General features: G+C 60.8%; 25 protein-coding genes and 1 pseudogene. 15 read left to right on the top strand and 11 right to left on the bottom strand.

Translation table 11 applies throughout. The annotated features are described in order from the left end of the window. Window positions 1-15: 15 nt before the first annotated feature. Window positions 16-1,323: a CitMHS family transporter gene (locus tag PMI26_RS28850; protein WP_007969845.1), complete on the bottom strand. Its 1,308-nt coding sequence runs from the start codon at window positions 1,321-1,323 to the stop codon at window positions 16-18. A gap of 417 nt (window positions 1,324-1,740) precedes the next feature. Between PMI26_RS28850 and PMI26_RS28845 the strand changes: the two genes are divergently transcribed. Further along, window positions 1,741-2,142 carry a GFA family protein gene (locus PMI26_RS28845; protein WP_007969846.1) on the top strand — a complete coding sequence of 134 codons (402 nt, stop codon included), beginning with the start codon at window positions 1,741-1,743 and terminating at the stop codon, window positions 2,140-2,142. On the opposite strand, the gene PMI26_RS28840 is transcribed toward PMI26_RS28845, so the two are convergent. Next, entirely contained in the window at window positions 2,143-2,469 is a 327-nt protein-coding gene (locus PMI26_RS28840) for a DOPA 4,5-dioxygenase family protein (RefSeq protein ID WP_007969848.1), read from the bottom strand. Window positions 2,470-2,552: 83 nt separating this feature from the next. Between PMI26_RS28840 and PMI26_RS28835 the strand changes: the two genes are divergently transcribed. Further along, the gene (locus tag PMI26_RS28835; protein WP_007969850.1) at window positions 2,553-3,218 is read left to right on the top strand and encodes an NAD(P)-dependent oxidoreductase; all 666 of its coding nucleotides are present in this window, start codon (window positions 2,553-2,555) and stop codon (window positions 3,216-3,218) included. A 47-nt stretch (window positions 3,219-3,265) separates the two neighbouring features. Here PMI26_RS28835 and PMI26_RS28830 read toward each other — a convergent pair whose 3' ends face one another. Beyond that, window positions 3,266-4,216, bottom strand: a complete 951-nt coding sequence (locus tag PMI26_RS28830) for a choline sulfate utilization transcriptional regulator (protein ID WP_007969852.1) — start codon at window positions 4,214-4,216, stop codon at window positions 3,266-3,268. A 114-nt stretch (window positions 4,217-4,330) separates the two neighbouring features. On the opposite strand from PMI26_RS28830, the gene betC reads away from it, so the two are divergent. The 3 genes from betC (at window position 4,331) to PMI26_RS28815 (ending at window position 8,505) form a co-directional block, all read left to right on the top strand. Continuing rightward, window positions 4,331-5,845, top strand: a complete 1,515-nt coding sequence (gene betC, locus PMI26_RS28825; protein WP_007969854.1) for a choline-sulfatase — start codon at window positions 4,331-4,333, stop codon at window positions 5,843-5,845. 15 nt (window positions 5,846-5,860) lie between these two features. Then, window positions 5,861-6,781, top strand: a complete 921-nt coding sequence (gene choX / locus PMI26_RS28820) for a choline ABC transporter substrate-binding protein (RefSeq protein WP_007969855.1) — start codon at window positions 5,861-5,863, stop codon at window positions 6,779-6,781. A 155-nt stretch (window positions 6,782-6,936) separates the two neighbouring features. Continuing rightward, window positions 6,937-8,505 carry a SulP family inorganic anion transporter gene (locus PMI26_RS28815; RefSeq protein ID WP_007969857.1) on the top strand — a complete coding sequence of 523 codons (1,569 nt, stop codon included), beginning with the start codon at window positions 6,937-6,939 and terminating at the stop codon, window positions 8,503-8,505. 89 nt (window positions 8,506-8,594) lie between these two features. Here the strand turns inward: PMI26_RS28815 and aroE are convergent, their stop codons facing one another. Continuing rightward, window positions 8,595-9,416 carry a shikimate dehydrogenase gene (aroE, locus tag PMI26_RS28810; protein WP_007969860.1) on the bottom strand — a complete coding sequence of 274 codons (822 nt, stop codon included), beginning with the start codon at window positions 9,414-9,416 and terminating at the stop codon, window positions 8,595-8,597. A gap of 13 nt (window positions 9,417-9,429) precedes the next feature. After that, window positions 9,430-10,344 carry an oxygen-dependent coproporphyrinogen oxidase gene (gene hemF / locus PMI26_RS28805; protein ID WP_007969862.1) on the bottom strand — a complete coding sequence of 305 codons (915 nt, stop codon included), beginning with the start codon at window positions 10,342-10,344 and terminating at the stop codon, window positions 9,430-9,432. A gap of 163 nt (window positions 10,345-10,507) precedes the next feature. Between hemF and PMI26_RS28800 the strand changes: the two genes are divergently transcribed. Then, the gene (locus tag PMI26_RS28800; protein ID WP_007969863.1) at window positions 10,508-11,485 is read left to right on the top strand and encodes an NADPH:quinone reductase; all 978 of its coding nucleotides are present in this window, start codon (window positions 10,508-10,510) and stop codon (window positions 11,483-11,485) included. Between the two features lie 115 nt (window positions 11,486-11,600). Here the strand turns inward: PMI26_RS28800 and PMI26_RS28795 are convergent, their stop codons facing one another. The 3 genes and pseudogenes from PMI26_RS28795 to PMI26_RS28785 form a co-directional block, all read right to left on the bottom strand. After that, the gene (locus PMI26_RS28795) at window positions 11,601-12,158 is read right to left on the bottom strand and encodes an L-threonylcarbamoyladenylate synthase (RefSeq protein ID WP_007969864.1); all 558 of its coding nucleotides are present in this window, start codon (window positions 12,156-12,158) and stop codon (window positions 11,601-11,603) included. 54 nt (window positions 12,159-12,212) lie between these two features. Next, window positions 12,213-13,319 (bottom strand): DNA-processing protein DprA, encoded by a 1,107-nt coding sequence (dprA, locus tag PMI26_RS28790; protein ID WP_007969865.1) that lies wholly within the window; start codon window positions 13,317-13,319, stop codon window positions 12,213-12,215. 81 nt (window positions 13,320-13,400) lie between these two features. Further along, window positions 13,401-14,141: pseudogene (locus PMI26_RS28785) on the bottom strand (peptidoglycan-binding protein); the annotation flags it as partial. Between the two features lie 271 nt (window positions 14,142-14,412). Between PMI26_RS28785 and def the strand changes: the two are divergent. The 5 genes from def (at window position 14,413) to PMI26_RS28760 (ending at window position 19,121) form a co-directional block, all read left to right on the top strand. Beyond that, window positions 14,413-14,919 (top strand): peptide deformylase, encoded by a 507-nt coding sequence (def, locus tag PMI26_RS28780; RefSeq protein WP_007969867.1) that lies wholly within the window; start codon window positions 14,413-14,415, stop codon window positions 14,917-14,919. A 57-nt stretch (window positions 14,920-14,976) separates the two neighbouring features. Further along, the gene (gene fmt, locus PMI26_RS28775) at window positions 14,977-15,936 is read left to right on the top strand and encodes a methionyl-tRNA formyltransferase (RefSeq protein ID WP_007969868.1); all 960 of its coding nucleotides are present in this window, start codon (window positions 14,977-14,979) and stop codon (window positions 15,934-15,936) included. Then, window positions 15,933-17,243 carry a 16S rRNA (cytosine(967)-C(5))-methyltransferase RsmB gene (gene rsmB / locus PMI26_RS28770; RefSeq protein WP_007969869.1) on the top strand — a complete coding sequence of 437 codons (1,311 nt, stop codon included), beginning with the start codon at window positions 15,933-15,935 and terminating at the stop codon, window positions 17,241-17,243. The genes fmt and rsmB overlap by 4 nt, the downstream gene beginning before the upstream one ends. Window positions 17,244-17,265: 22 nt before the next feature. Then, window positions 17,266-18,642, top strand: a complete 1,377-nt coding sequence (gene trkA, locus PMI26_RS28765; protein ID WP_007969870.1) for a Trk system potassium transporter TrkA — start codon at window positions 17,266-17,268, stop codon at window positions 18,640-18,642. A 161-nt stretch (window positions 18,643-18,803) separates the two neighbouring features. Next, window positions 18,804-19,121: a tetratricopeptide repeat protein gene (locus tag PMI26_RS28760; RefSeq protein ID WP_007969872.1), complete on the top strand. Its 318-nt coding sequence runs from the start codon at window positions 18,804-18,806 to the stop codon at window positions 19,119-19,121. On the opposite strand, the gene PMI26_RS28755 is transcribed toward PMI26_RS28760, so the two are convergent. The 3 genes from PMI26_RS28755 to PMI26_RS28745 form a co-directional block, all read right to left on the bottom strand. After that, window positions 19,112-19,351 (bottom strand): pilus protein PilZ, encoded by a 240-nt coding sequence (locus tag PMI26_RS28755; protein WP_007969874.1) that lies wholly within the window; start codon window positions 19,349-19,351, stop codon window positions 19,112-19,114. The two genes, PMI26_RS28760 and PMI26_RS28755, sit on opposite strands and share 10 nt — an antisense overlap. Before the next feature lie 72 nt (window positions 19,352-19,423). Next, the gene (locus PMI26_RS28750) at window positions 19,424-20,311 is read right to left on the bottom strand and encodes a lysophospholipid acyltransferase (protein ID WP_007969875.1); all 888 of its coding nucleotides are present in this window, start codon (window positions 20,309-20,311) and stop codon (window positions 19,424-19,426) included. Between the two features lie 40 nt (window positions 20,312-20,351). Continuing rightward, a complete protein-coding gene (locus PMI26_RS28745; protein WP_007969876.1) occupies window positions 20,352-20,909 on the bottom strand; it encodes a DNA-3-methyladenine glycosylase I in 558 nt (185 codons plus the stop codon). A gap of 81 nt (window positions 20,910-20,990) precedes the next feature. Here PMI26_RS28745 and glyQ point away from each other — a divergent pair, with 81 nt between their 5' ends. The 4 genes from glyQ to PMI26_RS28725 all read left to right on the top strand — a co-directional run bounded on the left by glyQ (window position 20,991) and on the right by PMI26_RS28725 (window position 25,411). Beyond that, window positions 20,991-21,944, top strand: a complete 954-nt coding sequence (gene glyQ / locus PMI26_RS28740; protein WP_003187265.1) for a glycine--tRNA ligase subunit alpha — start codon at window positions 20,991-20,993, stop codon at window positions 21,942-21,944. Continuing rightward, complete coding sequence (glyS, locus tag PMI26_RS28735) at window positions 21,941-23,995, top strand: glycine--tRNA ligase subunit beta (RefSeq protein ID WP_007969878.1); 2,055 nt, start codon at window positions 21,941-21,943, stop codon at window positions 23,993-23,995. Before glyQ ends, glyS begins: the two co-directional genes overlap by 4 nt. 6 nt (window positions 23,996-24,001) lie before the next feature. After that, a complete protein-coding gene (gene gmhB / locus PMI26_RS28730; protein WP_007969879.1) occupies window positions 24,002-24,541 on the top strand; it encodes a D-glycero-beta-D-manno-heptose 1,7-bisphosphate 7-phosphatase in 540 nt (179 codons plus the stop codon). Window positions 24,542-24,631: 90 nt separating this feature from the next. After that, window positions 24,632-25,411, top strand: coding sequence for a lysophospholipid acyltransferase family protein (locus tag PMI26_RS28725; protein WP_007969880.1), 780 nt, complete (start codon window positions 24,632-24,634; stop codon window positions 25,409-25,411). The last annotated feature ends 92 nt before the right edge of the window (window positions 25,412-25,503 follow it).

Raw genomic sequence — 25,503 nt, forward strand, 5'->3', positions numbered from 1 at the left:
TGGTGAGTCTTGGGCTTATAGAGTGCTGAACATCGGGAAAGTCCCCAACAGCAGTGCAGCAATCAGTATGCAGATACAAACCAGCACTGCCCACTTCAGGGTGAAGCGCTGGTGGTCACCGAAATCGATACCGGCCAGGGCCACCAACAGATAAGTCGATGGAACCAGCGGGCTCAACAGGTGGACGGGCTGACCGACGATCGAGGCACGTGCCATTTCCACTGCGGTTATACCGTAGTGACTGGCGGCTTCGGCAAGTACCGGTAACACGCCGTAATAAAATGCATCGTTCGACATGAAGAAGGTGAACGGCATGCTTACCAGCGCCGTGATCACCGCCAGGTACGGGCCGAGGAAATCCGGAATCACCGACAACAGGCTTTTCGACATGGCATCGACCATGCCGGTGCCCGACAGGATACCGGTGAAGATGCCGGCCGCAAAGATCAGCCCGACCACGGCCAGTACGCTACCGGCGTGAGCCGCGACGCGATCCTTCTGCTGTTGCAGGCAAGGATAGTTGACGATCATGGCGATACTGAATGCCACCATGAACAACACCGGCAACGGCAGCAGGCCGGCAATCAGGGTGCACATCAGGCCCAGTGTCAGGGCACCGTTGAACCAGATCAGCTTCGGACGACGGGCATCCGGGAACTGCGAAACACTGATTTCGCTGTGGTCGACTTCATCGCCCACCAGGTGCAATTCACCCAGGCGCGCACGTTCACGTTTGCCGTAGAAGTAGGCGATGGCCAGGATCGCCACCACACCGGCCAGCATCGCCGGGATCATCGGGACGAAAATAGCCGACGGATCCACGTGCAGTGCGCTGGCGGCACGGGCGGTCGGGCCGCCCCATGGGGTCATGTTCATCACGCCACCGGCGAGGATGATCAGGCCGGCCATGATCCGCGGGCTCATGCCGATGCGACTGTAGAGCGGCAGCATGGCGGCCACGCAGATCATGTAGGTGGTCGCGCCGTCACCATCGAGGGAAACGACCAGCGCCAGCACAGCGGTGCCGACCGACACCTTCAGCGGGTCGCCCTTGACCATTTTCAGGATCTTGCGCACGGCCGGGTCGAACAGGCCGGAGTCGATCATCAGGGCGAAATACAAAATAGCGAACATCAGCATCACGCCGGTCGGCGCGAGCTTGGTGATGCCTTCGAGCATCATCGGGCCGATTTTGGGGCCGAAGCCGCCGAACAGGGCGAAGATGATTGGAATGAGGATCAGGGCGATCAGCGCAGACAAGCGCTTGGTCATGATCAGGAACATGAACGTGATGACCATGGCGAAGCCAAGGAAAGTCAGCATGGGAGTACTCCAGGCGTAGCGCGGCTAGGGAATGGGCGGATCGGGCGGGATCAGCGCAGAACGGGAAGCACGAGAGGTACGGACGGAGGCACAGCGAAGTGGCGGGTAGAAGAGGACATCAGAATCACCATTGTTGTTGTTAAATGGGCCTTTCGAGCAATCGAACACTCGCATTGGCCACCGGTCTTTTGCCGGTAGTGGCGGCGATCCTAATCGGGGAAGCTTTCAGCCAGCTTTCGCAATTAAAAGCTTTGACCGGATGCACGACCGGTCGTCGGACGGGAGCAGGGAGGTGAACCGGGTTACGGCCTTCGCGAGCAAGCCCGCTCCCACACCGGATCTGTGTCGTACACAAAGCCAATGTGAGAGCGGGCTTGCTCGCGAAGGCGTCAGTCATTACACAGCAGGAGGAATGTCATGAACAATGTTCACACCGGCGGTTGCCACTGCGGGCAGCTGCGCTATCAATTCAGCGGGCCACTGCACGACATCGTCCACTGTCATTGTTCGATTTGCCGACGGGTCAGCGGCGGCATCGTCACCACCTGGATCACCGTGCCGGCATCCGCCTTTAAATGGCTGGCCGGGACACCGTCGCGGTACGACTCTTCATCCACCTGCGCGCGTTATTTCTGCGGTCACTGCGGGGCGCAGCTGGCGGTGGTAACGCACCTGAGCCCGGACAGCATCGACCTGACCATCGCCACCCTTGACCACCCTGAGCAGGCACCGGCGCAGCGGCACATCTGGACCGACAGCCGCTTGCCATGGCTGCATCTGGACGAACACTTGCCCGGCGAAGCCGAAGAAACACTCTGATCAAAAAATAGACAGGTCCAGCGGTCGAATCGCACCCATCCAGATCGCATGCTCGGTGTGGTCACGCAGATCGTCGCCGGTGTCCGGGTGTAAAAACACCACCAGGCCCTTGCGGTTGAGCGCCAGCCACGGCAGCACTTCGCCCAGCACCTGCGGCTCGAACGCCAACTGGCAGCTCCAGTCCGGGTGTGGACCGACCGGGCGCTCGTGCACACGGCCCATTTTCACTGGAAACAATTGCGCCGCCTGCTCACACAGCGCCCGCGCCTGCCCGATCGAGTCGGCATCGAAGTAAACATGGGCGTGATAGCCCGTGATCTGCTGCATTGCAATCCCTCTGAAAGCTGTTCGAACCCTCACCCTTTCCTGCGGGTCACACATCATATAGACGCTGGAAAAAGGGTTCAGCCATGAAAAATGCCGAAACCCCCGTTGTGAAAGTGGTGCTTTATGGTGCCATGAGTAGCCTGGGCAGTGCGCTGATGGCTGAAATGCTGCGGCGCCAGCATGAAGTGATCGCGATTCTCGATGACCTCAATGCGCTGGCACCTCGTCCGGGGCTGCGCACCAAGACTGGCGACCTGTTTGACGCGCAACGGGTCAAGCAGAGTGTGGCCGGCAGCTCCGTGGTCATCTGCTTACTGGACGCCCCGGGCTTACCGTTCAACAGCGAACACGTGGAAAAAACCATCGTACCGGGTCCGGTCGAGCAAGTGCTGGCAGTCGACGCCTTGATTGAAGGCCTGCAGGGGGCAGGCGTTGCCCGGTTGTTTCTGGTGGGAGATTTCGCGGTGCTGGACGAGCCGGAGCTCGAGGACAGCCTGCAACGTCACGCCGCAGAGGAAATTCGCGAGGCACTGCAAAGCAGTCCTTTGCAGTGGACGCTGGTCAACGAACCGCGCGGGGTACCGGGGCTGACCATCGAACATTTCGCCAAACCCGGCGGCAACCTCGAGCCGGGGCTGGCCGAACCGCTTGGGCGATTGGCCCGCACTGCCGTGGGCATTGCCGATGAATTGCACCTGAAACTGCACATCGGCGAGCACGTCAGTTTCATCGCGACCTCGGAACCTTGAATCGGCTGCTCCTGTAGGAGCTGCCGAAGGCTGCGATCTTTTGACACTCAAACCGCAATCGAAGGAAACGCCAACCCCGTCAACGACTCCGCGCTACCCGCCTGCTCAGCCATCAACCAGTCCACAAACTGCTGGATCAACACCCCGCGCCGTTTACGCTGGGGCAAAACCACGTAATAGCCCAGCCGGGACATCACCGTTTCGCCGATCGGTCGACATAACAATCCTTGCGCCAGCAAGTTATCCACAAGGTGGCGCCAGCCGATGGCCACGCCCTGACCACCAATCGCCGCCTGAATCAGCAAGGTGTAGTTGTCGAAACGCAGTTGACCGGGTGCCGGGGGCGAGGTGATGCCCAACTCGCGGAATACACCGCTCCAGTCGAACCAGTTACTGCTGTGTTCCCCACGCAGATGCAGCAACGGAAACTCGAGCAATGCCTGGGGGGGCAAAGGCAGGGAACGCTCACCCAGCAACTGCGGGCTGCACACCGGAAACACTTCCTCACTGAACAGCCAATGGCTTTCACCCTGCTTGAAGCGGCCATCGCCGAACAATATCGCCACGTCGATATCGGTACGTAGCATGTTATGGCTACGCTCACTGGTAACCAGGCTGACATCCACCTGCGGATTGGCCGCGTGAAAGCGGTGCAGACGCGGCATCAACCAATAGGCGGCGAAGGCAAAATCCGTGGCCACCTGCAGCACCTCATGCTGTTGCTGGGTGCTGATTGCGCTCAATCCTGCGTCGATATTCTGCAATCCGAGCTGAACCTGCTGAAAAAGTATCAGCCCGGCCTCAGTCAGTTCGATTCCTCGATAAATGCGGTCGAACAATCGGGTCGCCAGTTGTTCTTCAAGGCGCTTGATCTGCTGACTGATGGCCGGCTGCGTGGTGCCGAGCTCAACCGCCGCCGCGGTGAAGCTGCGCTGACGGGCTGCCGCTTCGAAGGCACGAAGCAGGTCCAGTGACAGGTCACCAAGGGCGTCATACATAAGCTGTGCTTATCCTAGTCATTGCCGTGCATGGGCTTTACCGTGAAGAGCTTGGGTTTCATTCTCGAAGCCAGCACTCTCGCATAAACATCCACTATGGAATGCCGCGATCACATGAAGCGCAAGAACATTCTTTTCATCATGGCCGATCAAATGGCCGCGCCAATGTTGCCGTTCTACGGTCCATCGCCCATCAAGCTGCCCCATCTCAGCCGCCTCGCCGCACAAGGCGTGGTGTTCGACTCGGCTTATTGCAACAGCCCGCTGTGCGCGCCGTCGCGTTTCACCCTGGTCAGCGGCCAGTTGCCGAGCAAGATCGGCGCCTATGACAACGCTGCCGATTTCCCCGCCGACGTACCGACCTATGCCCATTATTTACGCCGCCTCGGCTACCGCACCGCCCTGTCGGGCAAGATGCATTTCTGCGGGCCGGACCAGTTGCACGGCTACGAAGAGCGCCTGACCAGTGACATCTACCCGGCCGACTACGGCTGGGCAGTGAACTGGGATGAACCGGATGTGCGGCCGACCTGGTACCACAACATGTCCTCGGTTCTGCAAGCCGGCCCGTGCGTGCGCACCAACCAGCTGGATTTCGACGAAGAGGTGGTATTCAAGGCTCAGCAGTACCTGTTCGACCATATCCGCGAGGAGGGCGACCAGCCGTTCTGCCTGACCGTTTCCATGACTCACCCACACGATCCGTACACGATTCCCAAGGCTTTCTGGGATTTGTACGACGATGCCGATATCCCGCTGCCTGCAACCCCGGACCCGCATGACCTTGATCCGCACTCGCAGCGTTTGCTCAAGGTCTATGACCTGTGGGACAAGCCACTGCCTGTGGACAAGATTCGCGATGCCCGCCGTGCCTATTTCGGCGCGTGCAGCTATATCGACAGCAACGTCGGCAAACTCCTGCAAACCCTCGAGGACACAGGGCTGATCGATGACACCATCATCGTGTTTTCCGGTGACCACGGCGACATGCTCGGCGAGCGCGGCCTCTGGTACAAAATGCACTGGTATGAAATGGCCGCACGGGTGCCGCTGCTGATCAGCGCACCGGGGCAGTTTGGCGCTGGCCGGGTCAGCGCCAGTGTTTCCACGGCGGACCTGTTGCCGACATTCGTCGAACTGGCCGGCGGCTCGCTGGAACCAGGCCTGCCGCTGGATGGCCGTTCGATGGTGCCGCACCTGCAAGGGCAGGGTGGCCACGATGAAGTATTCGGCGAATACATGGCCGAAGGCACCATCAGCCCGCTGATGATGATCCGCCGCGGTGCCTATAAATTCATCTACAGCGAAGACGATCCTTGTCTGCTCTTCGACGTAAACAATGACCCTCGCGAACTGGAAGAACTCAGCCATTCGCCGCAACATCGCCAGCTGTTCGACGATTTTCTCGCTGAGGCGCGGGCGAAATGGAACATTCCGGCGATCCACCAGCAGGTGCTCGCCAGCCAGCGACGCCGGCGTTTCGTGGCCGAGGCGCTGACCCTCGGCAAGCTGAAGAGCTGGGATCACCAGCCGCTGGTAGACGCCAGTCAGCAGTACATGCGCAACCACATCGACCTCGACGATCTGGAACGTAAAGCACGTTATCCACAACCCTGCCAAAACCAATAATGTAAGGGGAAGTCCATGCAAAGGTTATCCACAGTACTGACGGTCGGGCTCCTGGCTCTGGGCAGCGCATCGGCGTTTGCCGACCAGAGTTGCGAGACCGTGAAGATGGCCGACCCGGGTTGGAGCGACATCGCCGCGACCAATGCCATCACCGGGTTCCTGCTGGACGGCATGGGCTACAAGGCCAAGGTCGACACCCTCGCGGTGCCGATCACTTTTGGCGGGCTCAAGGATGGCCAGGTTGATGTGTTCCTGGGTAACTGGATGCCGGCGCAGCAGGGCTTCTATGACAAATTCGTCGCCAATGGCGATGTCACGCAACTGGCGAAGAACCTCGACGGCACCGAGTTCACCCTTGCCGTTCCAGACTATGTGTGGGACGCGGGTGTGCATAACTTTGCCGACCTGAACAAATACGCCGACAAGTTCGACCGCAAGATCTACGGCATCGGCTCCGGCGCACCGGCGAACATCTCGCTGCAAGAGATCATCAAGAAAAACGATTTCGACATGGGCCAGTGGAAACTGGTCGAGTCCAGCGAGCAGGCCATGCTGGCGGAAGTGTCCCGCGCGGTGAAAAAGCAGAAATTCGTGACCTTCCTCGGCTGGACCCCGCACCCGATGAACGTGCAGCTGAAAATGCATTACCTCAAGGGCGGCGAGAAATACTTCGGCGACACCGGCAGCGTGCACACACTGACCCGCAAAGGTTATGCACAGGCCTGCCCGAACGTCGGCAAACTCCTGACCAACCTGAGCTTCACCCAGGACATGGAAAACAGCATCATGGCCGAGGTGGTGAACAACAAGGTCAGTAACGCCGACGCAGCCAAGGCATGGATCAAGGCCAACCCGGCGGTGTTAGACAAGTGGCTTGATGGCGTGAAGACCGTGGATGGCAAGGACGCGCTGCCGGCGGTCAAAGCCAAGTTGTAACCGTCAAGGACGCCATCGCGGGCAAGCCCGCTCCCACAGGTTTTCGGAGATCCTTGTGGCAGCGGGCTTGCCCGCGATTCGATGGTCGCCCTTGCACAACTGGTTCTGACCCACCACCCTGACATAATTGCGCCGTCTATTCACCGAGAGGCCCCATGGCCCTGCCAAGCCGCCATTCACTCTTTCCATTCCTCAGTTGGTTGCCCAAGCAAACCCGCACCAGCGTCGGCCGTGACCTGGTCGTCGGCCTCAGCGGCGCGATTCTGGCGTTGCCTCAATCCATTGCCTACGCGCTCATCGCCGGTCTCCCACCGGAATACGGCCTGTACGCCGCAATCATCCCGGTGCTGATCGCCTGCCTCTGGGGCTCGTCGTGGCATTTGATCTGCGGTCCTACAGCGGCCATCTCGATTGTCCTGTACGCCAGCGTCAGTCCTCTGGCCGTTCCGGCGACGCAGGACTACGTCACCGTGATCCTGTTGCTCACCTTCCTGGCCGGCATCTTTCAATGGCTGCTGGGTTTGTTGCGGTTTGGCGCGCTGGTGAATTTCGTCTCGCACTCGGTGGTGCTCGGCTTCACCCTGGGTGCTGCCGTGGTGATTGCCATCGGTCAATTGCCTAACCTGCTGGGACTGGACTTGCCCAGCCAAGCCACCGCGCTGGACAGTTTCATCACGTTATTGCGCCATCTCGGCGAAATGGACAAACCTTCGCTGGCGCTGGGACTGGCAACGGTGGTGGTGGGCGTGATCCTCAAACAGCTGCTGCCACGCTGGCCGACGCTGCTGATCACCCTGATCCTTGGCGGATTGCTGGTCTGGCTCTGGCCATCGATGTTCGGGCACGTGCAACTGGTCAGCGCCTTCACCGGCAAGCTGCCGCCTTTCAGTCCTTTGCCGCTGGATCTCGATCTGATCCTGCGCCTGCTGCCCAGCGCCGTGGCGGTCGGCATGCTCGGGCTGGTCACCAGTCTGTCGATTGCCCGCTCGATCTCTGCACGTTCGCAGCAATTACTCGACGCCAACCAGGAAGTTCGTGCTCAGGGCTTGTCGAACATGGTCGGCGCGTTTTTTTCCGGATCGCTGTCCGCTGGCTCCTTCACCCGCTCGGGTCTCAGCTACGAGGCCGGCGCCTGCTCACCGCTGGCGGGGATTTTTTCGGCACTGTGGGTGGCGATGTTCGCCCTATTCGGCGCGCGGTTGATCGAACACATCCCGATTCCGGCCATGGCCGGCAGCATTCTGTTGATCGCCTGGGGCCTGGTGGACCATCGTGGCATTCGCGCATTGTTGCGGGTCAGCCGCGCCGAGTTCGTGGTCATGGCGCTGACCTGCGTCGCCACGCTGCTGCTGGAGTTGCAGACGGCGATCTACGCTGGCGTATTGGCCTCGCTTTTTTTCTATCTCAAACGCACATCGCAGCCACGGGTGCAGCACGTACGCGATGGCGAGGAGGACATTCTGCGGGTCGGCGGTTCGATCTTTTTCGGTGCCAGCCACTACCTGCAAGTACGCCTGCAACGCATGCACGGCGCACGCGTGGTGATCGAGGCGCAGCAGATCAACTTCATCGATTACTCAGGGGTGGAAATGCTGCACCAGGAAGCGCGACGATTGCTGCGCCAGGACCGCAGCCTGACGTTGCGCCGGGCCCGGCCGCAGGTGGTGGAAGAGCTGAGGAAGCTCGAAGGCGCGGAGAAATGCCCGATCCGGTTTGAGGACTGAGCCGAAATCGGTGTCGCACCATTCGCGAGCAGGCTCGCTCCCACAGGTTTTTGGTGCCCCCTGTGGGAGCGAGCCTGCTCGCGAAGCTTTTAAAGGGCCAACTGCCGACGCAACTCAGCCAACACCGGTGCTGTATCCGGTCGCACGCCGCGCCACAGGAAAAACGCTTCCGCGGCCTGCTCGGCCAGCATCCCCAAGCCATCCATCGACACCGCAGCCCCGTGTTCGCTGGCCCAGCGGCAGAACGAAGTCGGCTCCTTGCCGTACATCATGTCGTAGCACACTGTTTTGCCCGGTTCGATCAGGCTGGGCGCAATCGGCGGCACATCGCCCGTGAGGCTCGCGGAAGTCGCGTTGATGATCAGGTCCACCGACTCCTGCAACCAGTCGTAGCCACTGGCCGAGACCGGCCCCAGATCGCAGAACAGCTCCGCGAGCAACTCGGCCTTGTCCACCGTGCGGTTGGCGATGATCACCGAAGCCGGTTGCTCGGCCAACAACGGCTCCAAAGCACCGCGCACCGCGCCGCCAGCGCCGAGCAGCAGGATGCGTTTGCCCTTGAGGCTGAATCCGGCGTTGACCGTCAGGTCCCGCACCAGCCCGGCACCGTCGGTGTTGTCGCCCAGCAGGCTGCCATCGGCCAGTTTGCTCAAGGTATTGACCGCACCGGCGCGCTGCGCCCGCGCCGTCAGGCTGTTCGCCAGCCGGTAGGCTTCTTCCTTGAACGGCACCGTCACATTGGCACCGCGTCCCTCAAGGAAAAACGTCCGGGCACAGGTGGAAAAGTCGTCGAGTGGCGCCAGCATTGTGCTGTAGTCCAGCTTTTGCGCAGTCTGCTCGGCGAACAGGCGGTGGATCAACGGTGATTTGCTGTGGCCAATCGGGTTACCGAATACGACATAACGGTCCATCAGGATTCCTCGTTCAAGCTTCGGCCAACCAATCGCGGTCCTGCAGGAAGTACTCGGTCAGGCGCGCTTCTTCGCTGCCAGGCTCGGCCTTCCAGTCGTAGCCCCAGCGCACTTGCGGTGGCAGCGACATCAAGATCGACTCGGTACGCCCGCCCGATTGCAGGCCGAACAACGTGCCGCGGTCGTAGACCAGGTTGAATTCAACGTAGCGGCCACGGCGGAACTCCTGGAACTCGCGCTGCTTGGCCGTGAACGCGTCGTTCTTGCGGCGCTGCACGATCGGCAGGTAAGCATCGATGTACGCGTCGCCAATGGCGCGCATGAAGGCGAAGCTGGTGTCGAAATCCCACTCGTTCAGGTCGTCGAAAAACAGCCCGCCGATGCCACGCGGCTCGTGACGATGCTTGATGTGGAAGTAGCTGTCGCACCAGGCCTTGTAACGCGAGTAGACGTCCGGGCCGAACGGTGCACAGGCCTGCTCGGCGATGCGATGCCAGTGGATGCAGTCTTCCTCGTTACCGTAATACGGGGTCAGGTCAAAGCCGCCGCCAAACCACCAGACCGGTTCTTCACCTTCTTTTTCAGCAATGAAAAAGCGCACGTTGGCGTGGGAAGTCGGCACATGGGGGTTGTGCGGGTGAATCACCAGCGACACGCCCAAGGCTTCAAAGCCACGGCCCGCCAGCTCCGGCCGGTGGGCGCTGGCTGAGGGTGGGAGACCGCTGCCAAAGACGTGGGAAAAGTTCACGCCACCCTTTTCAATCACCGTGCCGTTTTCAATCACGCGGGTGCGACCGCCACCGCCGGCCGGCCTGGTCCAGGCGTCTTCGACGAATTGCGTGCCACCGTCTTCGGCTTCCAGGGCGGCGCAGATACGGTCTTGCAGGTCGAGCAGGTAGGCTTTTACGGCCTCGGTGCGGGTCGTCATGTCATCACCTTGAATCGGGCAAAACAACGCGGCGCTCCATTGGAGCTCAGCCTGCGCAAATGGGCGCGTAGCATAACATCGCAAGTTACCCCTTCGCAGTTGACGAAAATCAAGCTTAGGAGTCCGATAGGGCGCTTGGCAAAACGACCTATGGAGAGTTCCGATGGCAAAGCGTATCCAGTTCCGTGCCCATGGCGGCCCCGAAGTGCTCGAGTATGTGGATTACCAACCTGCCGAGCCAGGTCCGAAGGAAGTGCGCGTGACCAACAAGGCCATCGGCCTGAACTTCATCGACACCTATTACCGTAGCGGCCTGTACCCGCCGCCATCCCTGCCATCTGGCCTCGGCTCGGAGGGTGCGGGCGTGGTCGAGGCGGTCGGCAGCGACGTGACCCGCTTCAAGATCGGCGATCGCGTGGCCTATGGCAGCGGCCCTCTGGGCGCCTATAGCGAAGTTCATGTGTTGCCCGAGGCCAATCTGGTGAAACTGCCGGACGCCATCAGCTTCGAACAGGCCGCTGGCGTAATGCTCAAGGGCCTGACCGTGCAGTACCTGCTGCGTCAGACTTATGAGCTCAAGGGTGGCGAAACCATCCTGTTCCACGCCGCAGCCGGCGGGGTAGGCTCACTGGCCTGCCAGTGGGCAAGGGCCTTGGGCGTGAAGCTGATCGGTACGGTCAGTTCGCCCGAGAAAGCCGCACTGGCCAAGGCCAACGGCGCTTGGGCGACCATCGACTACAGCCATGAAAACGTCGCCCAGCGCGTGCTGGAATTGACCGACGGCAAAAAAGTCCCGGTGGTGTATGACGGCGTTGGCAAGGACACCTGGCTGACATCACTCGACAGTGCCGCACCGCGTGGCCTGGTGGTGAGTTTTGGCAATGCGTCCGGTGCGGTCGACGGTGTGAACCTGGGGATCCTGGCGGGGAAAGGCTCGCTGTACGTGACCCGGCCGACCCTGGGCACTTATGCGAACAACGCCGAGAACCTGCAACGCATGGCCGACGAGTTGTTCGAGATGATCATCAGCGGCAAGCTGACCGTGGACATCAGTCAGCGTTTTCCACTGGCTGACGCGGCGAAGGCGCAGACCGAGTTGTCGGCACGGCGTACGACGGGTTCGGTGGTTCTGTTGCCCTGAATGGGTAGTTGACTGGTAGGGCCCTTCGCGAGCAAGCCCGCTCCCACACTGGATCTGTGTCGTTCACAGATCCAGTGTGGGAGCGGGCTTGCTCGCGAAGGAGGTCAACCCGGTCTCAGTCCGGGCGCACAACCTTGCCGGTCGCCAGATCGCGAATCACGCTCGGGTTCTTGCGCCCGCCCAGATTGCCACCCAGTACCAGATCCAACTGCCCACGGAAGTACTGCTCGACGCGAAGCCGCGTGCGTGCCGCCGGGCGTCCCTGCGGGTTGGCCGACGTCGACACCAGCGGCCCGACCAGTGCGCACAAGTCCCGCACCAGAGGGTGATCACTGACCCGCAGCGCCACGGTTTCATGCACACCGGTAATCCACTGCGGCAGCAGGTTCTGGTGCGGCACCAGCCAGGTGTTCGGACCTGGCCAGGTACTGGCCATGCGGTCCATCCACAACTCGGGGAAGTCATCGAAGAGGAAATCGAACTGACGGATGTTGTCCGCGACCAGGATCAGCCCTTTATCCTCGGACCGCCCCTTGATCAGCAGCAGACGCTCCACCGCTTCCTCGTCCCACGGGTCGCAACCCAGGCCCCAGACTGCTTCGGTTGGGTAGGCAATCACCGCCCCGGCGCGAATTGCTTGCGCGGCTTGTTGCACACGCCAACTGTTGACCATGAAAAACTCTCCAGAATAAGGCTCTGCGCAGTTTACCGATCTTGTTTATAAAACCTAGCTCACCCGTGCAAACCAGCGCCCGCTTTCGCAAATAGCGCGACCATCCATTTCCAGTTCCGTCAACGCCGCCAGCACTTTCGGCAAGGTCCAGCCGCTTGCGTCGGCCAGCGCTTCACTGGTCAGAGGTGCGGCATGCAGCAACTTCAACAGGGGGTGAGTCGTTTCAGGGGTAAAGGATTCTGTGGATAACGGCAGTCGTTGCCAGCCGCGCAAGGCTTCGAGGATATGTTCGATGGTTTCCACCAGCACCGCACCGTCGCGAATCAACTGATGGCAGCCGCGGGCACCGGGATGATGGATCGACCCGGGCATAGCAAACACCTCGCGTCCCTGTTCCGCCGCCAGCCTCGCGGTGATCAGTGAACCGCTGGCGACACTGGCTTCGACCACCAGCACGCCGAGGGACAAACCGCTGATGATCCGGTTGCGCCGGGGGAAGTTGCCTGCGCTGGGGCCGGCATCCAGCGGAAACTCCGAAAGTACCGCGCTGCCCGAGGTGATCATGGCGTCCGCCAGACGTCTATTTCGCTGTGGATAAAACTTCTCGAGCCCCGTGCCGAGCACACCCACCGTTTGCCCGCCGACATCCAATGCGGCCTGATGTGCGGCGGCGTCAATGCCCAGGGCCAGGCCGCTGGTAATGACAAAACCGGCACCCGCCAGGCTGCGGGAAAACGCGGCAGCGGTGTCCATCCCCGGCCGGGAAGCGCGACGGCTGCCGACCATCGCCAGTTGTGGTTTTTCCAGAATGCCGGGATCGCCGGCGACAAATAACAGCGGTGGTGCATCGCTGATTTGTGCCAGCAGCGCCGGGTAGTCCGGTTGGTCCCACATCAGTAAATGCTGGGCCGGATGCTCCAGCCAGGCCAATGCATGACTGGCGCCGTCACGGATCTCAGCGCTACGCCTGGCCTCGGAACAGGTCAATGGCAAACCCAGCGCGCGCCAGGCACTGGCGGGTGCACTGAGGGCTTTGGATGCCGAGCCGAAGGCTTCGAGCAATTTCTTGAAACGCGCCGGGCCGAGTTCCGGCAAACGGTGCAGACGTAAACGAGCTTCCAGTTCCGCGGGGGAAACCGGTGTAACGGCAGGCAGCGACATGGATCATCCTTGATCGTTATGAGCACCCGTACAAACGGGAATAAGCTGTGGATAACTCTGTTGGTAACTTGTGAAGCACTCTTACGGATTTCGTACCTTGTCCATCACCGACAGCGAGCGCGAAGCGCTGAGCACCAGCCCATAACTGAGTTTGTCGTAGGTACGGAAAACCATCAGCAGACCGGCGCGCTCATCGGGAATCTTCAATGGCTGGCCCGTGATCCGGTCCCGCACTGTTTCGCCGGTTTTCATCACTGCCAGCAGATTGCCTTCGACCAGACCGTCGCGCTGCCCCTTGTTCAGGGTAACCACGTCCAACTCGCCGATCTGCGTGACCCCGCGCGGAACATCGATGATCAAACCGTTGACTTCTTGGCTCGGCGCCCTGGGCGTGAAGGTCGAGTTGATCGCCTGCTCTTCACCGCTGAACAAGCGATCGCCGAGGCGGACCTCCTGGGTCGTGCGTTGCAACTCCAGGGTAGCGACGTCACCTTCAATGGCCACGACATCGCCGCCGCCGATGTCGTCGGCGTTGATCCCCAGGATTTCCTTGCTCTGCGGATCGGTGTAGACCTTGCCTTGGCGGAAGATACCGTACGCCGGTTGCGCCGGATCGAATTGGCCGCGGGCAAAGATGCGGTCACCCGCGCCGCTGAGCACCCGTTCGGAATCACCAGCGACGATGTAAGGCGCCTTGGTGAAATCCTCGGCCTTGTCGACGATGCGGTTGCTCAGCAGAAAGCTGTTGATCGATTTGAGCGCAATGCCGGGGATAACCTCGGCCACCGGGCTGCTGCGAACCTGAGGCGACAGCTTTATGGTGGGAATATCTTCCCGAAGTTGCCCCTGCCCGTACGCCCAGCCTGCCGACGCCAGGAGCAGCAGGGCGAGTAGTGATTTCCTCATGCGGTGAATCCCTTTATTATGTGCATTCGCGTGAAACGCCAGAGCCGTCAGTGGCTCGCTCCCGGCTTGCTTGTCAAAACTTGCTTGTCAACAGAAGGGAGCTACGTTTTACAACGGTAGCCTGCATTTCTTCGGACCCGCCAGGCCATCGACCCGACCTTACTTCACACGTGCACTGATCAAGCTTATGGCCATTTTAAACATCCTCGAATTCCCTGATCCGCGTCTGCGCACTATCGCCAAGCCAGTGGCCGTAGTGGACGACGAAGTGCGTCAGTTGGTCGACGACATGTTTGAAACAATGTATGAAGCGCCTGGCATCGGCCTCGCCGCTACCCAGGTCAACGTGCACAAACGTATCGTCGTGATGGACCTCTCCGAAGACCGCACCGAGCCGCGAGTGTTCATCAACCCCGAGCTCGAACCGCTGACCGACGACATGGGCCAGTACCAGGAAGGCTGCCTGTCGGTGCCGGGCTTCTACGAAAACGTCGATCGCCCGCAACGGGTCAAGGTCAAGGCACTGGACCGCGACGGCAAGCCATACGAACTGATCGCCGAAGATTTGCTCGCGGTGTGCATCCAGCACGAATGCGACCACCTCAATGGCAAATTGTTCGTCGATTACCTGTCCACGCTCAAACGCGACCGCATCAAGAAGAAACTGGAAAAGCTTCATCGCCAGAACGCCTGATGCCCATCTTCAAAGGCTTGCTGCGGCAAGCCTTTTTCTTTTCAAGAGACGTCACCCATGACTGAGCCACTGCGCATTGTCTTTGCCGGCACCCCGGAATTCGCCGCCGAACATCTCAAGGCCCTGCTGAGCAGCCCTTACGAGATCGTCGCGGTCTACACCCAACCGGATCGTCCGGCCGGTCGCGGGCAAAAACTGATGCCGAGCCCGGTCAAGCAGCTTGCGCTGGAGAACAACATCCCGGTGTTGCAGCCGCCAACCCTGCGCAACGAAGACGCGCAAGCCGAACTGGCCGCGCTGAAACCGGACTTGATGGTGGTGGTCGCCTACGGCCTGATCCTGCCGCAAGTGGTGCTGGATATTCCGCGCCTGGGTTGCATCAACAGCCACGCCTCGCTGTTGCCGCGCTGGCGCGGTGCGGCGCCGATCCAGCGTGCCGTGCAAGCAGGTGATGCCGAAAGCGGCGTGACCGTGATGCGTATGGAAGCCGGCCTCGACACCGGGCCCATGCTGCTTAAAGTCACCACGCCGATCAGCGCCGAAGACACTGGCGGCAGCCTTCACGACCGTCTGGCCGAAATGGGTCCACCGGCCGTGGTTCAGGCAATTGCCGGCCTCGCCGCGGGTACGCTGGAAGGCGAAGTGCAGGACGACAGCCTGGCCACCTACGCGCACAAATTGAACAAGGACGAAGCGCGCATCGACTGGAGTGGCCCGGCGGTTGAGCTGGAACGCCTGGTGCGTGCCTTCAACCCGTGGCCGATCACCCACAGCACCCTGAATGGCGAAGCCCTGAAAGTGCTGGCCGCGAACCTGGCAGAGGGCAAAGGTGCACCCGGTGAAATCCTCAGCGCCAGCAAGGATGGCCTGATCGTCGCGTGCGGCGAGCAGGCGTTGTGCCTGACCCGTCTGCAATTGCCCGGCGGCAAGGCGCTGAACTTCAGCGACCTGTTCAACAGCCGCCGTGAGAAATTCGCCACCGGCACTGTCCTCGGTCAAGCGGTGGACGCTCAATGAATCCGCGTCTGGCCGCCGCCAAGGCACTTGCCGCCGTCCTGAGCGGAAAAGCCTCGCTCAACAGTTCGCTGCCAACGCAGTTGGACAAGGTCGAGGACCGTGATCGCGGCTTCACCCAGGACCTGGCGTTCGGTACCGCACGCTGGCAGCCACGCTTGTCGGCGCTGGCGGCCAGGTTGCTGCAAAAGCCGTTCAAGGCTGCCGATGCCGATGTCGAGGCGCTGCTGCTGGTCGGCCTCTATCAGTTGCTCTACACCCGCGTCCCGGCCCATGCCGCGATTGGCGAGACGGTCGGTTGCGCCGACAAGTTGAAAAAGCCATGGGCCAAGGCCTTGCTCAACGCTGTCCTGCGTAACGCTCAGCGCGAAAGCGAAACGATTTTCGCCGAACTGGAACGCGATCCGGTGGTGCGAACCGCCCACCCACGCTGGCTGCAGAAATCCCTGAAGGCGTTCTGGCCAGAGCAATGGGAAGCCATCTGCGCCGCCAACAACGCGCATCCGCCAATGATCCTGCGGGTCAACCGTCGCCATCACAGCCGGGATGCCTACCTCGGTTTGCTGATCGACGCCGGTATCGCCGCCACACCCTGTGTCTACAGCCGTGACGGTATCGTGCTCGAAGCCGCCGCCGACGTGCGCAGCCTGCCGGGTTTCGCCGAGGGCTGGATCAGCGTGCAGGACGAAGCTGCGCAACTGGCCGCTGATCTGCTCGACCTGGCACCGGGCCAACGGGTACTGGACGCCTGCTGCGCACCCGGCGGCAAGACCTGCCATATTCTCGAAGCCGAGCCAAAACTGGCCGGGGTGGTGGCGGTAGACCTGGAAGCCAAGCGTCTGGTGCGGGTGCGGGAAAACCTCGAACGCCTGAAACTGAGCGCCGAACTGATTGCCGCCGACGGCCGCGACACGCAGGCGTGGTGGGACGGCAAGCCGTTCCAGCGCATCCTGCTGGACGCGCCATGCTCGGCGACGGGCGTGATCCGTCGTCATCCGGACATCAAGCTGACCCGACAGCCCGACGACATCGCCGCTCTGGCGCTGCTGCAAGGCGAGCTGCTCGACGCCATGTGGAACACCCTGGAAGTCGGCGGCATTCTGCTATACGCCACCTGCTCGACGCTGCCGACCGAGAACACCGAAGTCATCGAAGCGTTCCTCGCCCGCACGCCGGGCGCCCGTGAACTGGACCTTGCCACGGCGGCCGGCATCAAGCAGCCCCATGGTCGCCAGTTGCTCGCCCAGGAAGGCGGCCACGACGGGTTCTACTACGCCAAGCTGATCAAGATCGCCGCCGCGCGCGGTTAAACGGATTCAATGGAGTGACTGGATGAAAATCATCATCCTCGGCGCAGGGCAGGTCGGCGGTTCGCTGGCAGAACACCTGGCCAGCGAAGCCAACGACATCACCGTGGTCGATACCGATGGCGAACGCCTGCGAGACCTTGGCGACCGCCTGGACATCCGCACGGTGCAGGGCCGCGGTTCGTTTCCGACCGTGCTGCGCCAGGCCGGCGCCGACGACGCCGACATGCTGGTCGCCGTGACCAACAGCGACGAAACCAACATGGTCGCCTGCCAGGTCGCCCATACCCTGTTCCACACCCCGACCAAGATCGCCCGGGTTCGTGAGGCTGCGTACCTGACCCGCGAAGAGCAGTTGTTCCAGAACGAAGCGATTCCGGTGGACGTGCTGATCAGCCCGGAACAAGTGGTCACCAACTACATCAAGCGTCTGATCCAGCATCCGGGCGCCTTGCAGGTGATCGACTTCGCCGAAGGCAAGGCGCAACTGGTCGCGGTTCGCGCCTATTACGGCGGGCCGCTGGTAGGCCAGCAACTGCGACAGTTGCGTGAACACATGCCGAACGTCGAAACCCGCGTGGCCGCCATTTTCCGCCGCGACCGGCCGATCCTGCCCCAGGGCGATACCGTGATCGAGGCCGACGACGAGGTGTTTTTCATCGCCGCCAAAGCGAACATTCGCGCGGTCATGAGCGAAATGCGCCGTCTCGACGAAACCTACAAGCGCATCGTCATCGCCGGTGGCGGGCAGATCGGTGAGCGTCTGGCCGAGGCCATCGAAAGCCGTTATCAGGTAAAGATCATCGAGATGAACCCGGCACGTTGCCGCCATCTCTCGGACCACCTCGACAGCACCGTGGTGTTGCAGGGCAGCGCCTCGGACCGCGACCTGCTGCTGGAGGAGAACATCGCCGACGCGGACCTGTTCCTCGCACTGACCAACGACGACGAAGCCAATATCATGTCGTCGCTGCTGGCCAAGCGCCTCGGTGCGAAGAAGGTGATGACCATCATCAACAACCCGGCCTATGTCGATCTGATCCAGGGCGGCGACATCGACATCGCCATCAGCCCGCAACTGGCGACCATCGGCACCTTGCTGGCCCACGTGCGCCGTGGCGACATCGTCAGCGTGCACTCGCTGCGCCGGGGCGCGGCGGAAGCCATCGAGGCGATTGCCCATGGCGATGCGAAATCAAGCAAGGTGATCGGCAAGGCCATCGAGAACATCGGCCTGCCGCCGGGTACCACCATCGGTGCGATTATCCGCGACGAAGAAGTGATCATCGCCCACGATGACACCGTGATCGAAGCGGGCGACCATGTGATTCTGTTCCTTGTGGATAAAAAGCATATTCGCGATGTGGAGAAGTTGTTCCATGTGGGGTTGAGCTTTTTCTGATCCGGATTTTTCGGTGATCAGACTGGCCTCATCGCGAGCAAGCTCGCTCCCACATTGGTTATATGTCGATCACAAAACCCCTGTGGGAGCGAGCTTGCTCGCGATAGCGGTCGGACTGGCACCTGACCTCTAACCGACCTACCTCAAAAAGGAATCCACCGATGATCGAATCCCTGGAAAAAATGCTCGCCAAGGGTGTGGATAACTCATTGCTGCGCTTCGGCCTGGGCAAGGGTTATCTGGATCTGGGGGAGAACGCCAAGGCGGCGGAGCATTTTCAACGCTGCGTCGAGTTCGATCCGAAGTATTCGGCGGCGTGGAAACTGCTGGGCAAGGCCCATCTGGCGCTAGCGGACTTTGCGGCCGCGCGTCAGGCCTGGGAACAAGGCCTGGAGGCCGCACGCAACCATGGCGACAAGCAGGCAGAAAAGGAAATGACGGTGTTTCTGAAAAAGCTGGACCGCACCGCTCAGAGATAGCGCAAGCCAATCCCTTCGGCATCCACCAACACCACTTCCATGCGTACCCGCGGTGCGCCTGTGGGTAAGTCTTGCACCTGCCCGTAGACCACCGCGCCCCGGGGCAACGACGACAGTTTCGGATGCTTGACGTACACCCCGGTGGTCGACAGATTGCGCGTCTGGCCCAGGCATTCGCCGATGTTTTCGTGACTGATCTTGATGCGGAATGACTTGCGATGTTCGGACATCTTCTGCGCCCTTTGATGAACGGTTGTGGATAACCCCGAATCCCGGGTTATCCACAGATCATGCCAATTGAATCAATACCAGCGCTCTTCACCCGGTGGCCGCTTCTTGAAGCGCTTCATGCTCCACATGTACTGGCTCGGGTAAGCCCCGACATAACGCTCGACCACTTTACTCATGGCCGCACAGGATTCCGCCGTATCGGTGCTGTACATGGCCTCTGGCGCGGCTTCCAGGATCACTTTGTAGCCTGAACCGTCTGGCAGGCGCAGCGCATGCAGGAACACGCCAACCGCTTTGCCGCCGGCGAGCATGTTGGGTACGAACTTGCTGGTCAGTGCCTGGGTGGCGAAGAACGGCACGAAGATCCCGGCGGATTCGGCCGGTTCCGGGTCAGCAGGAATGCCCACTGCACCACCTTTGCGCACTTCCTTGATGACGCTGAGGATGCCTTCCTTGGTGGAAGCGGCGACTTTGTTACCCAGTTGCACCCGTTGCTTTTGCAGCAACTCGTCCACCGCCTTCAATTTTGGCGGGCGGTAGAAAATGATCGGTTTGCACTGGCTGCAATAGAAGTGATTGAGCACTTCCCAATTGCCCAGATGGCTGGTGATGCCAACCACGCCTTTGCCGGAGGCGAGGGCGTCCTTCAAAATGTCGAGGCCTTCGACCTCGCGCACCAGGTCGATGGAGCGCTGGGCCGGCCAGATCCAGGCGCAGGCGCTTTCGGTCAGGGACTTGCCGATGTCTTTCAGGCTCTGTCCGACTAAACGTTCACGCGCGGCGGGGTCCATGTCCGGGAAACACTTGGACAGGTTGATCCGTACCACGTCGCGGGAACGGTTCGGGGTTTTCCACATGACCCAGCCAATCGCCGAGCCCACGGCCTGCACGGCCCGCCACGGAAGCAGGGCAAACAGCCGCAGAGCGCCTACCAGCAAGGCGCCTTTCAACTTATCCACAGGTCACTCCTGATCTTGTGCTGTGCGCGAGGCGGCCATTCTAACCGCCGTTCGCCAACTGCGCGTAGCGGTCGCAGTCCCGAGTGTGATCCATGACCATGCCCGAGGCCTGCATCAGCGCGTAGCAAATGGTCGGTCCGACGAAGGTGAAACCGGCTTTTTTCAGGCCTTTGCTCATTTCCACGGCGGTCGGCGTCACGGCCGGGACTTCGCTGCGGTCCTTGAAATGATTGATCACCGGCCTGCCACCGACGAACGACCAGAGAAACGCCACCGGGTCCTCCAGCGCCAGCCAGGCCTGGGCATTGCGCCGGGCCGCGTTGAGCTTGAGGCGGTTGCGGATGATGCCCGGATCAAGCATCAACTCGTCGATTTCGGCATCGCTCATCTGCGCCACGCGCTGGACATCAAAACCAAACATCACCTGACGATAATGCTCGCGTTTGCGCAGCACGGTGATCCAGGAAAGCCCGGCCTGGAACCCTTCGAGCAAAAGCAACTCGAACAATCCCTGCGCATCGCGTAGCGGCGTGCCCCACTCCTGATCGTGATAAGCCATGTACAGCGGATCTTCGGAACACCAAAAGCAGCGTGGCATAAGGCTCCAGGGGGCGTGCGCAGCAATGAATCGGGTATACTCCCGCTCTTTAAATCGCAGCCCAAGAAACAGGTGAATTTCGTGAGCCAGCCTACGCCAGCCGTGCGTACCTTCCAAGACTTGATCCTCGCCCTCCAGCAATACTGGGCCGAGCAAGGTTGTGTGGTACTTCAGCCCTACGATATGGAAGTAGGCGCCGGCACTTTCCACACTGCTACATTCCTGCGCGCCATTGGCCCGGAAACCTGGAACGCCGCCTACGTGCAGCCAAGCCGCCGTCCGACTGACGGCCGCTACGGCGAAAACCCGAACCGTCTGCAGCACTACTACCAGTTCCAGGTGGTCCTGAAGCCGAACCCGGACAACTTCCAGGAACTGTACCTGGGCTCCCTCAAGCATGTCGGCCTGGACCCGCTGGTCCACGACATCCGCTTCGTCGAAGACAACTGGGAATCGCCGACCCTCGGCGCCTGGGGTCTGGGCTGGGAAGTCTGGCTCAACGGCATGGAAGTGACCCAGTTCACTTACTTCCAGCAAGCGGGCGGCATCGAGTGCTACCCGGTGACCGGCGAGATCACCTACGGCCTCGAGCGTCTGGCCATGTACCTGCAAGGCGTGGACTCGGTCTACGACCTGGTCTGGGCTGATGGTCCGTTCGGCAAAGTGACCTACGGCGATGTGTTCCACCAGAACGAAGTGGAGCAATCGACCTACAACTTCGAACACGCCAACGTCGACAAGCTGTTCGAACTGTTCGATTTCTACGAAAGCGAAGCCAAGCGCCTGATCGAACTCGACCAGCCGCTGCCGTTGCCGAGCTACGAAATGGTGTTGAAGGCTTCCCATACCTTCAACCTGCTGGACGCACGCCGGGCAATTTCCGTGACCGCGCGTCAGCAATACATCCTGCGTGTGCGCACCCTGGCGCGTTCCGTTGCGCAAGCCTACCTGCTGGCTCGCGCCAAGCTGGGCTTCCCGATGGCGACCCCGGACCTGCGTGACGAAGTACTGGCCAAGCTGGAGGCTGCACAATGAGTGCTCTGGATTTTCTGGTTGAACTGGGCACTGAAGAACTGCCACCCAAAGCCCTGAATACCCTGGCCGAGGCGTTTCTTGCCGGTATCGACAAGGGCCTGCAAGCTGCCGGCCTGAACTACGAGACTAAAACCGTTTATGCCGCGCCACGCCGCCTGGCTGTGCTGATCACCTCGCTGGCCACCCAGCAGCCGGATCGCAGCATCAACCTCGATGGCCCGCCACGTCAGGCTGCATTCGATGCCGAAGGCAACCCGACCCAGGCAGCCCTGGGTTTCGCCAAGAAGTGCGGCGTCGAACTGAGCGAAATCGATCAGAGCGGCCCGAAACTGCGCTACAGCCAGAGCATCGCCGGCAAGCCGACCGCGAGCCTGCTGCCGACCATCGTCGAAGATTCGCTGAACGACCTGCCGATCCCGAAACGCATGCGTTGGGGTGCGCGCAAGGAAGAGTTCGTGCGTCCGACCCAATGGCTGGTGATGCTGCTCGGTGACCAGGTCATCGACTGCACCATCCTCGCCCAGAAAGCCGGTCGCGATTCCCGTGGTCACCGCTTCCATCATCCGGAAAGCGTGCGTATCGGTTCGCCGTCCAGCTACTTGGCCGACCTGCGTGCCGCCTACGTTTTGGCCGATGCCAACGAGCGTCGCGAGATCATCAGCAAGCGCACCGAAGAACTGGCCACCCGCCAGGAAGGCACGGCAATCGTTCCGCCGGCCCTGCTCGACGAAGTGACTGCTCTGGTCGAATGGCCGGTGCCGCTGGTGTGCTCGTTCGAGGAACGCTTCCTCGACGTGCCGCAAGAAGCCCTGATCACCACCATGCAAGACAACCAGAAGTACTTCTGCCTGCTGGACGCCGACGGCAAGTTGTTGCCACGTTTCATTACCGTGGCCAACATCGAAAGCAAAGACCCGCAGCAGATCATCGCCGGTAACGAGAAAGTGGTTCGCCCACGCCTGACCGACGCCGAGTTCTTCTTCAAGCAGGACAAGAAGCAGAAGCTCGAAGACTTCAACCTGCGCCTGCAGAACGTGGTGTTCCAGGAAAAACTCGGCAGCGTCTACGACAAGGCCGAACGTGTTTCCAGACTGGCCGCGTTCATCGCTCAACGCATCGGCGGCAACGCCGCGTGGGCCGCTCGTGCCGGCCTGCTGTCGAAGTGCGACCTGTCGACCGAAATGGTCGGTGAGTTCCCGGAGATGCAAGGTGTCGCCGGTTACTACTACGCCCTCAATGATGGCGAGCCGGAAGACGTCGCCCTGGCCCTGAACGAGCAGTACATGCCGCGCGGTGCCGGCGCTGAACTGCCGTCCACCCTGACCGGTGCGGCCGTGGCCATCGCCGACAAGCTCGATACGCTGGTTGGTATTTTCGGCATCGGCATGCTGCCGACCGGTAGCAAGGATCCGTATGCCCTGCGCCGTGCCGCACTGGGCGTGTTGCGCATCCTGATCGAGAAGCAACTGGACCTGGACCTGACCGAGGCCGTGGCCTTCGCCGTGGATGCGTTCGGTGCCAAGGTCAAGGCTGCCGGCCTCAACGACTCGGTACTGGAATTCATCTTCGACCGTCTGCGTGCCCGTTACGAAGACGAAGGCGTCGATGTCGCCACCTACCTGTCGGTACGTGCCCTGAAACCAGGCTCGGCCCTGGACTTCGACCAGCGCGTGCAAGCGGTAGAGGCCTTCCGCAAATTGCCGGAAGCCGCTGCCCTGGCCGCGGTGAACAAGCGTGTGTCGAACCTGCTGAGCAAGGTCGAAGGTTCGGTGCCTACCGTCGTGGAAGCCAAGTACTTCGACAATGCCAACGAGTTCTCCCTGTACTCGGCGATCCAGCAGGCTGACCAGGCTGTACAGCCAATGGCCGCCTCGCGTCAGTACAGCGAATCCCTGGCACGCCTGGCCGCCCTGCGCGAGCCGGTGGATGCGTTCTTCGAAGCCGTGATGGTCAACGCAGAGGACGCCAAAGTCCGCGCCAACCGTTATGCGTTGCTGGCGCGTCTGCGTGGGTTGTTCCTCGGCGTCGCCGATATTTCGTTGCTGGGGTAAGACTGTTTGAAACTGCTGATTCTCGATCGGGACGGAGTGATCAATTACGACTCCGACGCTTACATCAAGTCGGTGGAGGAGTGGATCCCACTCCCCGGTTCGATCGAAGCCATCGCGCAGTTGAGCAAGGCCGGCTGGACGGTAGCCGTCGCTACCAACCAGTCGGGCATCGCTCGCGGCTACTACGACCTCGCCACCCTGGATGCCATGCACGAGCGCTTGCGCGCGCTGGTGGCGGAGCAGGGTGGTGAAGTCGGCCTGATCGTCTACTGCCCCCACGGGCCGGACGAAGGCTGCGATTGCCGCAAGCCGAAACCCGGGATGTTGAAAAACATCGCCGCACATTACAACGTGTCGCTGACTGATCTATGGTTCGTCGGCGATAGCCTTGGTGACCTGGAAGCCGCTAAAGCCGTCGATTCACAGCCAGTTTTGGTAAAGACCGGAAAAGGCGAAAAGACTTTGGGCAAGACCCTTCCGGCAGGCACCTTGATTTTTGACGATCTGGCGGCGATTGCCGCAGAACTTATCCACAACTGCCGTTAATAAGTGGTGCGCTTCGATTGTTCCTGACAAAGGATGAAAGGGAAGTGCGCTTTATATAGACGGGCATTGCCCGCATTGGTAAACGTCACCATGTCGATACTGCAGGCCATCAGAACATTCCTCTTTTACCTGCTGCTGGGCACCAGCTCCTTGCTGTGGTGCAGCCTGAGCTTTTTTATCGCGCCGTTTCTGCCGTTCAAGGCACGCTATCGCTTCATCAACGTGTACTGGTGCCGCTGCGCCTTGTGGCTGAGCAAAGTGTTTCTGGGTATCCGCTACGAAGTGAAGGGTGCCGAGAACGTCCCTGAACGGCCTTGCGTCATTCAGTCGAACCACCAAAGCACCTGGGAGACGTTCTTTCTCTCTGCCTACTTCTCACCGCTGAGCCAGGTGCTCAAACGTGAATTGCTCTATGTGCCGTTTTTCGGTTGGGCCATGGCCATGCTGCGACCGATCGCCATCGATCGCGACAACCCGAAAGCCGCACTCAAGCATGTAGCGCAGAAAGGCGATGAGTTGCTCAAGGACAATGTCTGGGTGCTGATCTTCCCCGAAGGCACGCGCGTTCCTTACGGCACCATCGGAAAGTTCTCGCGCGGTGGCAGCGCATTGGCGGTCAACGCCGAATTGCCCGTGCTGCCGATTGCGCACAACGCCGGCAAGTTCTGGCCGAAAACCGGTTGGGCGAAGAAGCAGGGCGTCATCACCGTGATCATTGGCACACCGATGTATGCCGAAGGCACCGGACCGCGAGCCATTGCTGAATTGAACGACCGGGTCCAGGCGTGGAACGAGCAGATGCAACGGGATATGGGCTCACTGCCACCGGCTCCGAAAGCGCCGGTTTCAAACGATCAGGTGACTGTCTGAGATTCTGTGGATAACCTGTGTACCGTTTCCTTTAAAACCGTTGTTATTTGCACGTAACTTTATGATTTTTTTACATATTTCTTAGAATGATA

Origin of the sequence: Pseudomonas sp. GM33 (genome assembly GCF_000282295.1) — a bacterium.
Lineage (GTDB): Bacteria > Pseudomonadota > Gammaproteobacteria > Pseudomonadales > Pseudomonadaceae > Aquipseudomonas > Aquipseudomonas laurylsulfatiphila.